At 48.3% G+C, this 2,251-nt stretch carries 2 protein-coding genes; both read left to right on the top strand.

Annotated features, from left to right (window positions below):
• On the top strand, positions 1–183 hold a 183-nt coding region (locus RMO79_RS01570; RefSeq protein ID WP_310481296.1), incomplete at its 5' end, for a hypothetical protein.
• Between the two features lie 391 nt (positions 184–574).
• Positions 575–2,002, top strand: a complete 1,428-nt coding sequence (locus tag RMO79_RS01565) for a phosphoglucomutase/phosphomannomutase family protein (protein ID WP_310481295.1) — start codon at positions 575–577, stop codon at positions 2,000–2,002.
• Positions 2,003–2,251: the final 249 nt, after the last annotated feature.

Raw genomic sequence — 2,251 nt, 5'->3', positions numbered from 1 at the left:
GCGGATGTTCAGTTCTTCACGAAACCGAGCGACTTCGGCTTTGAGAGTCGAGATATTAGTGGGTTGAGTTTTGTTCACGGGGTATCGCCACAGTTAGGTTACGTTGACAGATGTTCGCAGTTTTGCGTTTTAGCACGATCGGATCGCAAGCTTTGTAGCTTTAATAGCGGTCGAGGTTGCTAACCATTGACAATTCTGGATTGTCTGCCAACATGTCGGTCATGGAAATACCATGACTTTATCAGTTTGTTCGTTTCGTCGCAACGGGTAAAAGGGTAGGGAAACCCAACCACAGTCAGATTAAATTTAGGACTGTAGGTTGGGTTGAGGCACGAAACCCAACAAACCTAGAGATCGAATGTGAGGATGTTGGGTTTCGCATTTGCTCTACCCAACCTACGGATCTCACTCCTCATATCCCCAAAGTAGGGGCAATTCACGAATTGCCCCTACTTTAAGATGTAGCACAATCGATCTATCGAACCCACTTTGCCAACTAGGCAACGATTCCAAATCCCCGCTTGTGATAGTGTTAAGGAAGCAGATAAATCAGCGATAGAGCAGGAAATCTAGGATGAGCGCAGGTAACAGTACGCATCAAATTAAGTTCGGGACTGATGGATGGCGGGGAATTATCGCCGAAGATTTTACCTTTGCAAATGTATGTAAGGTAACACGCGCGATCGCCGCATACCTCAGCACCGCTTACAGTCAGGATCGTCCGGTTTTAGTTGCATACGATCCGAGATTTTTGGCAGACAAATTTGCCCAGACTGCGGCAGAAATTTTAGCAGATTTGGGATGGACGGTAAAATTAGTCGATCGCGATTGTCCCACCCCAGTCATTGCTTATAATGCCCGCCACCTCAACTCTGCGGGTGCGCTGATGTTCACCGCCAGTCATAATCCCGCCGCCTATTGTGGCATTAAGTATATCCCCGATTATGCAGGGCCAGCAACTTTAGAAATCACGGATACGATCGTTGCTAATCTAGACAGTGCCAGCGATGCACCCCCAGAGAAGAAGAATAGCAAGAACATTAGCATTTTCGACCCCCAGCCAGAATATTTCAAATTTATCTATACCCTGCTCGATGTCGAGCGGATTCGCTCGGCGAAGCTCAAAGTCAAATTCGATGCGATGTATTCTACCTCGCGGGGATATTTAGACAAAGTATTACTCCATTGCGGCTGCGAAACTGAAACCTTCCACATGCAGCGGGATGTATTATTTGGCGGTGGAATGCCAGAACCGAAGGCGGAACTATTAGGCGAACTGATTGCCGCAGTGCAAAAGGATAAAGCCGATCTCGGTGTCGCGACAGATGGCGACGCAGACAGATTTGGAATTGTCGATGAGCTAGGTAATATGCTCACGCCAAATACCGTCCTGCTCGTCCTTGCCAAGCATTTAATTAAAAACAAAGGTAAAACAGGCGCGATCGTCCGTACGGTGGCTACTACCCACCTTTTAGACAACTTTGCAGCCAAGCATGGTGTCCCTTTAATTGAAACCGCAGTGGGGTTCAAATATATCGGCGAACAAATGCGCCTCATTCCTGTTTTAATTGGTGGTGAAGAATCCGGCGGCTTGAGCGTCATCGGACACATTCCTGAAAAAGATGGCATTCTGGCTGATATGCTAATTGCCGAAGCGATCGCGTATGAAGGCAAACCATTGAGCCAAATGGTAGCAGAAGTCATCGCCGAAGCTGGTGGGCCATTAGCCAACCGTCGCCTGGATTTACATCTAGATAACGCTCATAAAGAAGCGGTAATGAAGACTTACAGCGAAAACCCACCGACGAGTATCGCGGGGATTGACGTTAAAGAAGTCGGTCGTAAAGATGGGGTGAAGTTCTATCTTGCTGATGGTAGCTGGGTGTTACTACGTGCTTCTGGTACGGAGCCGCTGATTCGCGTGTATCTGGAAACTCATTCACCCGAACAGTTGCAGAAATTAGCATCGACGATGGAAAGTGCGATCGAGGCGTTGAAGTAACTACTCGGTTTGGATTTATTGGAGTTGTGGCGGGGATCTACCCACCCCGCTTCATACTTATTGGAGTTGTGGCGGAGATCTTCTACCCACCCCGCCCTTCGGGCACCCCTCCAAGGCTACCGTGTATACACAAGTCGGCTAGACTTCGTTTCGAGGTGTAAATCCCCCAACCCCCTTAGAAAGGGGGCTTTCAAAGTCCCCCTTTCTAAGGGGGATTTAGGGGGATTCAAGCCAACTTCGCTTATTTCT

This window comes from Chamaesiphon sp. VAR_48_metabat_403, from assembly GCF_031422475.1.
GTDB lineage: Bacteria > Cyanobacteriota > Cyanobacteriia > Cyanobacteriales > Chamaesiphonaceae > Chamaesiphon.
Note: the sequence above shows the minus strand (reverse complement) of the source record. Positions and strands in the feature narration are given on the sequence as shown.